The sequence below is a fragment of the Thauera sp. ZXT1-4 genome (assembly GCF_052598215.2).
The window spans coordinates 22,113-28,614 of record NZ_JBQWSN020000032.1 but is presented as its reverse complement, the minus strand read 5'-3'; the positions used below and the strand labels follow the sequence as shown (position 1 = coordinate 28,614).

The following is a 6,502-nucleotide window of genomic DNA, read 5'->3' as shown; positions in this document are numbered from 1 at the left end:
ACGGCACCCAGAGCTACACCGCCAACGGCCTGAACCAATACACCACCGCGGCCGGTGCCACGCTCACCCACGACGCCAAGGGCAACCTGACCGGCGACGGCGTGTGGACCTACACCTTCGACGCCGACAACAAGCTCAAGAGTGCGACCAAGACCGGCTACGCCGCCACGCTCGCCTACGACGCCGAAGGCCGCCTGCGCCGCACTCGATCTCCATCGTGGTCGCCAAGGGCAGTTAGACTTGGAAAAGGGCGTTGATCTGGGCTTCGAGCTTGAGGATCTTTGATCTGCCCAGTAGCCCAGTACGACCCCAGCTTCTTCAGTCCCGGTTCGAGATATCAGCAAGCAGCGTTCCGTGAGGAGCAACATCACGATGCGTGGGCCGAATCTCCAGGCAGGTTGTTCGCCCGCTCCTACCGAAATACCATAGGACGCCGGTTTAGCCGGAGAGGTCGTCGGCACATCTGAAAAAGCCCGGGACATCGCACGCATGGCAAAGAAATCGGGGTCGAGCCCGCTGCTCATCATGGCAGCCATAATCATCGGGACTATCGCGTCCGTACCCAAGGACGTCTGGGTCTTCCTCTTCATCATTGGAGGTGTTGTGCTAGTCGCCTGGCTCGCCAAGAACCTATTCGGAGGCAAGGCCAAGGCGACCGCTGAGCCGCCGACGGCGCAGGCTGGAACCGCTCATCGGGCATCCGCGCCGGCACGGGCGACAGGAAGCCTCAAGACGGCACGCGGCGAGCCGGACGATGAGTTCGCTAACTTCCGCCTGGATGACGCTACGAACAGTGATGGGTACCGGGTTCCGGCATCACCCGTGGCTAGTAGCGGCCTGCGTTGGGTGCCGGCCGGCGAGAAAGTGAACGTTGCGGGCTTCGATGTACCCGGAGGCATGCTTTACATCGGAAGCAACCCTCACGATGACTACGGCCACACAGAGCCTTCTGCCATCAATCCAAAACTGCGCGTGACCGGCAGCCCCGTCGACTGGTCGGATCGCCTGACTGACTACTGGCCCTCTTACTCCTCAATCTCGCCCGATGCTCGCCGCGCATACCTTCAGTGGCTGGTTGATGGCCGACGCGCCCCAGACGCGAACATCGGATACGTGTTCCTGTACTTCTACGGCCTGGAGCGCAGAGTCCTTGTCGACCTCGGCTCAGGTACGAGTGAGCGTGGCGAGGTTGAAGTCATTAGGAACGAGGTGCGTCGCTTACTTCGCATCTATGGCGACAACAACTCCTTCCGCCGGTATGCGAGCCATTTCCTAGCCTTCATCGAGGCCGACAACTACCGTAGCCAACCCTTCGCACCCGACCCACCCACAGTCAATTCGGCCCTCGAGCAAGGCTACGAGCTTCCCCTGAGCTTGAAGCTAGGCCTCGGGCACCTAGCGGTTGCACAGAAGCCCGTTCCGGCATCATGGGCTTTGGCATGGGCGCTGAACGACCCCAACATCTACCGCCGCACTCCCGTGTCGCGGTGTGAGGCCGAGTTCAAGGCTCTCTTCAACCGCAAATACGCCGAAGACTTCGGCGATGGATTCGTGCTCCGGCTCAATAAGACGAAGCTCCAGGTCACCTACCAACCCGCATCAGGTGCTCTCGGAAGACAAGAGATGCGTCGAAATGTCGGCGACCTGCCAGACGTCACGGCGGTCAAGGGCCCCATCCAGAAGCTGCAGGCGTTAGTGGACGCTTGCACGAAGTCCCTGGAGTCATACAGTCGCTTCATCGGACGAAATCCCGACAAGGCGCACGCCCTCGAAGGCTTGCTTCAATTACCGGTCGAGCTTTGGCCTGCCCCAGTTCGTGCTGAACTGGATGACCTCAAGAGCCGCGTCGGCGACGGCATGCTGTTGATGGCGTTTGGAGAACTGTCCGGCCGCCTAAAGAGCGCTGGGGCACTGTCTCGCGACAAGGTGATTGGCCTAGCCCGCGCACTTGAATCCCTGCACATCGGCCTGGAGCCCGACGTTCTTGCCGGTAGTCGCACACCCAAGGCCGAGGATAAGGTTGCACTCTTCGCCACCCTGCCGGAGGACAGCACCGCCCGGGCCGGACACGCGTATCGCGCGGCGGCGGTCACCCTCGATCTGGCCTGCATGGCCGTTCATGCAGATGGCGAGGCGTCTGCTCACGAACTAATGTCGCTGACCAAGCAGATCAATGCCTGGGCTCATTTGAGCGACACCCAACGGAAGCGACTCAAAGCACACCTGCGCCTGGGCATCGACCAACCCGCGACGCTGGCCAGCCTGAAGAAAAAGCTGGAGCCCTTGGCGGAAGACGCGCGCCGCTCAATCTGCCGGCTACTTGCGCATCTCATGCAAGCTGACGGCGTCGTGAGCCCCGCCGAAGTGAAGTTTCTTGAGCGCACCTACAAAGCCTTGGCGCTGGACACCAAGCTCGTTTACTCGGACCTGCATGCGAGCCCCGCGCCAAACGTCGTCCCCACCACATCCACCACGCAAGCCACACCTGTTGTGACCGCCATCGGTGGGACAGCGGGCTTCGCCCTGGATCCCGCTCGTATCGCGCAACTGGAAACGGAAACCGCCGAGGTCTCGGAACTGCTCGCGAAGGTGTTTGTGGACGAAGAGCAGCAGGAGTCCGCCCCGCTTATGGAGTCGGTACCAGAGGAAGAGCCCGCGGCAGCTCCCGGAATTCTTGGTCTCGATGCAGACCATTCGGCCTTTGTTCGCATTCTTGTCTCAAGGACCTCTTGGCTCCGTGGCGAGCTCGCAGATGCTGCGTCTGACATGGAATTGATGCTCGATGGTGCGCTAGAGCACATCAACGAGGCCGTGCTGGATGCGCTCGATGCGCCCCTCACCGAAGGTGACGACCCGATTGAAATCAACAAGGAAGTCTTGGAGGCGCTCCCCGTATGAGCACAATTCGCGCAAAGGACCGTGATGCGGTCATCCAATCGCTACGTGCGGGTGTCGTTCCGCGTGTCGGCCAGCATCTGATTCAGGTCGGCCGAGTGAAAGAACTCGAGGCTCTGATGAAGGACGTGGAGCGCATCGCCGACGCAGGCTCCGGGTTCAGAGTCGTCATCGGTGAGTACGGCTCGGGGAAGACGTTCTTCTTGAACTTGGTCCGCGCCATCGCGATGGAGAAAAAACTCGTCACGATGCATGCGGACCTTAACCCCGACCGCCGACTCCATGCGACCGGCGGGCAAGCCCGCTCTCTCTACGCTGAGCTAGCCAAGAACCTTTCCACGAGAACAAAACCGGATGGGGGAGCCCTCCCCGGCATCGTCGAGAAATTCATCGCGCAGGCCAAGTCCGAATCGAAGACGAGCGGAAAACCCAGCGAAGCCATCGTGCGCGAGCGGCTGGACCACCTGTCAGAGATGGTGAACGGGTACGACTTCGCCGAGGTCATCGCCGCGTACTGCCGAGGCTTTGATGAAGGTAACGAACAACTCAAGTCCGACGCTATCCGTTGGCTCCGCGGGGAGTTCACGACAAAAACGGACGCTCGCGCTGCATTGGGCGTACGCACCATCATCGACGACGCCTCGATATACGACCAACTGAAACTGCTCGCCCGCTTCATCCGGCTTGCGGGTTATAGCGGCCTGATGGTCTGCCTGGATGAGTTGGTGAACCTCTACAAGCTCTCCAACACACAGGCGCGTAACGCCAACTACGAACAGATTCTTCGCATCCTCAACGACTCGTTGCAGGGCTCCGCGGAGGGCCTCGGCATCGTGCTTGGAGGCACCCCCGAGTTCCTGATGGACACGCGTCGTGGCTTGTACAGCTACACGGCCCTGCAGTCCCGCCTGGCGGAAAACACCTTCGCCAAGGCCGGCATGGTGGATTATTCGGGTCCCGTTCTTCGGCTTGCGAGCCTTACGCCCGAGGACTTCTACGTGCTCCTCAACAAGCTGCGCCACGTCTATGCCGGCGGTGACACCGCCAAGTACCTGGTTCCGGACGAAGCCATCCCCGCCTTCATGGCGCACTGTGCTCAACGCCTTGGGGAGGCCTACTTCAGAACGCCCCGAACAACCATCACCGCCTTCATCAATCTCCTGGCCATCCTTGAGCAGAACCCCGCCGCGGACTGGAAGGAGCTCCTTGGGCACGTCGCCGTCGAGAAAGACACAGGCGGCTCCGCGGACAAGGCGGTTGAGGATGACGACGAGCTCGCCAGCTTCAAGCTCTGACTCCCAAGCCTTCCAGCTGCTGGATGAGCGCATCCAGCGATGGATCTGGAGCGAGGGATGGACTGCCTTGCGCGATGCGCAGGAGAAGGCGACTCCAGCCCTTATCGATGCCGACCGCGACGTCATCGTGGCCGCCGCAACCGCTGCGGGGAAGACAGAGGCTGCCTTCTTCCCCATCCTGACCCATATGCTTCGGCACGAGCCGGACATTGGCTCGGTGCTCTACATCGGGCCGCTCAAGGCACTCATCAACGACCAGTGGAGCCGGCTGTCTGAGCTGTGTGAGTCGTTGGACATTCCTGTTGTTGCCTGGCATGGCGACATAGCTGCTAGCAAGAAGCACCGGTTCGTCAAAGACTCCCGCGGCGTGCTCCTCATCACTCCAGAGTCCCTCGAGGCCCTATTTGTGCGACGCGGCACAGCTATGGCTGGCCTGATGTCCCGCCTTCGATACGTCGTTATCGACGAGTTGCATGCCTTCATTGGCTCCGAGCGAGGAAAGCAGCTGCAATCGTTGCTTCACCGCCTTGAACGGACCGTTGGACGACGGCTCCCTCTCGTGGGCCTGTCCGCGACTCTGGGGGATATGGGGCTTGCTGCCAGCTTCCTTCGGCCCGACGGAGCAAGTTCGGTTGAGTTGATTGTTGCCAAGAGCGGTGGGCAGGAGCTGAAGGTGCTCATCAAGGGCTACGTAGAGAAGCCACCGCGGGTCAAGGAAGGGCCAGACATCGAAGACGCCGAGATGGAGGATCTCGTCAAAGGGAGCACGCTGGAGGTGGCCGAGCAGCTCTATAGGGCCCTGCGTGGCTCCAACAACCTTGTCTTTCCGAATAGCCGCCGGCAGGTCGAGATCTACGCCGACTTGCTAAGGCGGGCCTGCGAGCGAAACAACGTCCCCAACGAATTCTGGCCGCATCACGGCAGCCTATCGAAGGAGTTTCGCGAGGAAGCGGAACGGGCACTGAAGGACGGGACGAAACCAGCGACCGCCATCTGCACGACCACGCTCGAACTTGGCATCGACATCGGTTCAGTAAAGAGCGTCTGCCAGATTGGTCCACCGCCGTCCGTAGCGAGTCTGCGCCAACGACTCGGCCGTTCGGGGCGCCGCAAAGGCGAACCAGCCATACTGCGTGGTTACTGCATCGAACCAGAGCTGAGTCCAAAATCAGGGCTATCTGATTGCCTCCGCGAGGGCTTGGTCCAATCAATAGCGATGGTCCGACTGCTCATCAGAGGGTGGTTCGAGCCACCAAGGGTGGACGGGCTGCACGTGTCGACCCTTGTTCAACAGCTTCTGTCAGTCATTGCAGAACGCGGAGGTGCCACGGCGGCAGAGCTGTGGGCTAGCTTAGTCAAGGACGGCGCGTTCTCAAACATCACCCGCGATGACTTCGTCCTGCTGCTACGTCACTTGGGGGACAAGCAGCTGCTTATCCAAGACAGTTCGGGCCTCTTGTTGCACGGTGAACTCGGCGAGAAGCTGGTAAACCACTACGAGTTCTATGCTGCCTTCGCCTCTGACGAGGAGTTTCGCATCGTCTGCGACGGACGGCTGCTGGGTTCGCTCCCCGTTTCCCATCCCCTGGTACCCAGCCAACGCATCATCTTTGGCGGCAGACGCTGGCGCGTCATCGATGTGGAGTCGGAGAAGAAGATCATCGTCGTAGCGCCGGACAAGGGCGGAGCGCCTCCCGCATTTGATGGTGGCGCCGGCATGGTGCATGACGTCGTGCGACAGGAAATGCGTCAGGTCCTGATGGAAGCGAACCCGGTGCCATTCCTGGATGCCGGTGCTGCAGCACTATTGAATGAGGCTCGCGAGTTCTACCAGCTCGCCGACCTCAGCAACAACTGGCTGTTCACCAAGGGCAATGACGCGGTGCTGCTAACTTGGCGGGGCGATTGGGTGAACGATGGCCTTGCCATGCTCCTTGCCCATGTTGGGCTGTCCGCGACCAACGAGGGGGTTGCATTGACCGTGTCGGGTATATCGTCTGACCGGCTATCGGACGCACTAGCGGATATTGCCGAGTTGCCTGCACCAGACCCGATACAGGTTCTCGCGGAGGCGAAGAACCTGCTCCGCGAGAAATGGGACTGGGCGTTGCCCGAACCACTCTTGCGGAGGTCCTTTGCTTCGCTGCACTTAGACCTTGTTGGCGCACAAGCCCTCGCACAGGCCTTAAGGAGCCCCTGATCAATCGATGTTCTGAGCACGCTTGTCCAAGTCAGCCATTTAAACCGACTCCGATGATCGTCGTTTGTGCTCCTTGCTTCATGGTGACAGCGCGGTCTATGTCCTCAGTATT

General features: G+C 60.6%; 4 protein-coding genes. All 4 read left to right on the top strand.

Going from position 1 to position 6,502, the window contains the following annotated elements; all coding sequences use genetic code 11:
* Positions 1–257 (top strand): hypothetical protein (locus ACUH78_RS16755; RefSeq protein ID WP_510497576.1); only part of this gene is annotated, 257 nt, incomplete at its 5' end.
* 232 nt (positions 258–489) lie between these two features.
* A complete protein-coding gene (locus ACUH78_RS16750; protein WP_445334088.1) occupies positions 490–2,898 on the top strand; it encodes a TerB N-terminal domain-containing protein in 2,409 nt (802 codons plus the stop codon).
* A complete protein-coding gene (locus ACUH78_RS16745; RefSeq protein ID WP_445334087.1) occupies positions 2,895–4,190 on the top strand; it encodes an ATP-binding protein in 1,296 nt (431 codons plus the stop codon). Before ACUH78_RS16750 ends, ACUH78_RS16745 begins: the two co-directional genes overlap by 4 nt.
* On the top strand, positions 4,159–6,390 hold the full coding sequence (locus tag ACUH78_RS16740; RefSeq protein WP_445334086.1) for a DEAD/DEAH box helicase: 2,232 nt from the start codon (positions 4,159–4,161) through the stop codon (positions 6,388–6,390). The genes ACUH78_RS16745 and ACUH78_RS16740 overlap by 32 nt, the downstream gene beginning before the upstream one ends.
* The last annotated feature ends 112 nt before the right edge of the window (positions 6,391–6,502 follow it).

Excerpts from the sequence above, each read along its gene's own strand:
- ACUH78_RS16750 (WP_445334088.1), top strand. The coding sequence starts at position 490 with ATGGCAAAGAAATCGGGGTCGAGCCCGCTGCTCATCATGGCAGCCATA.
- ACUH78_RS16745 (WP_445334087.1), top strand. The coding sequence starts at position 2,895 with ATGAGCACAATTCGCGCAAAGGACCGTGATGCGGTCATCCAATCGCTA.
- ACUH78_RS16740 (WP_445334086.1), top strand. The coding sequence starts at position 4,159 with ATGACGACGAGCTCGCCAGCTTCAAGCTCTGACTCCCAAGCCTTCCAG.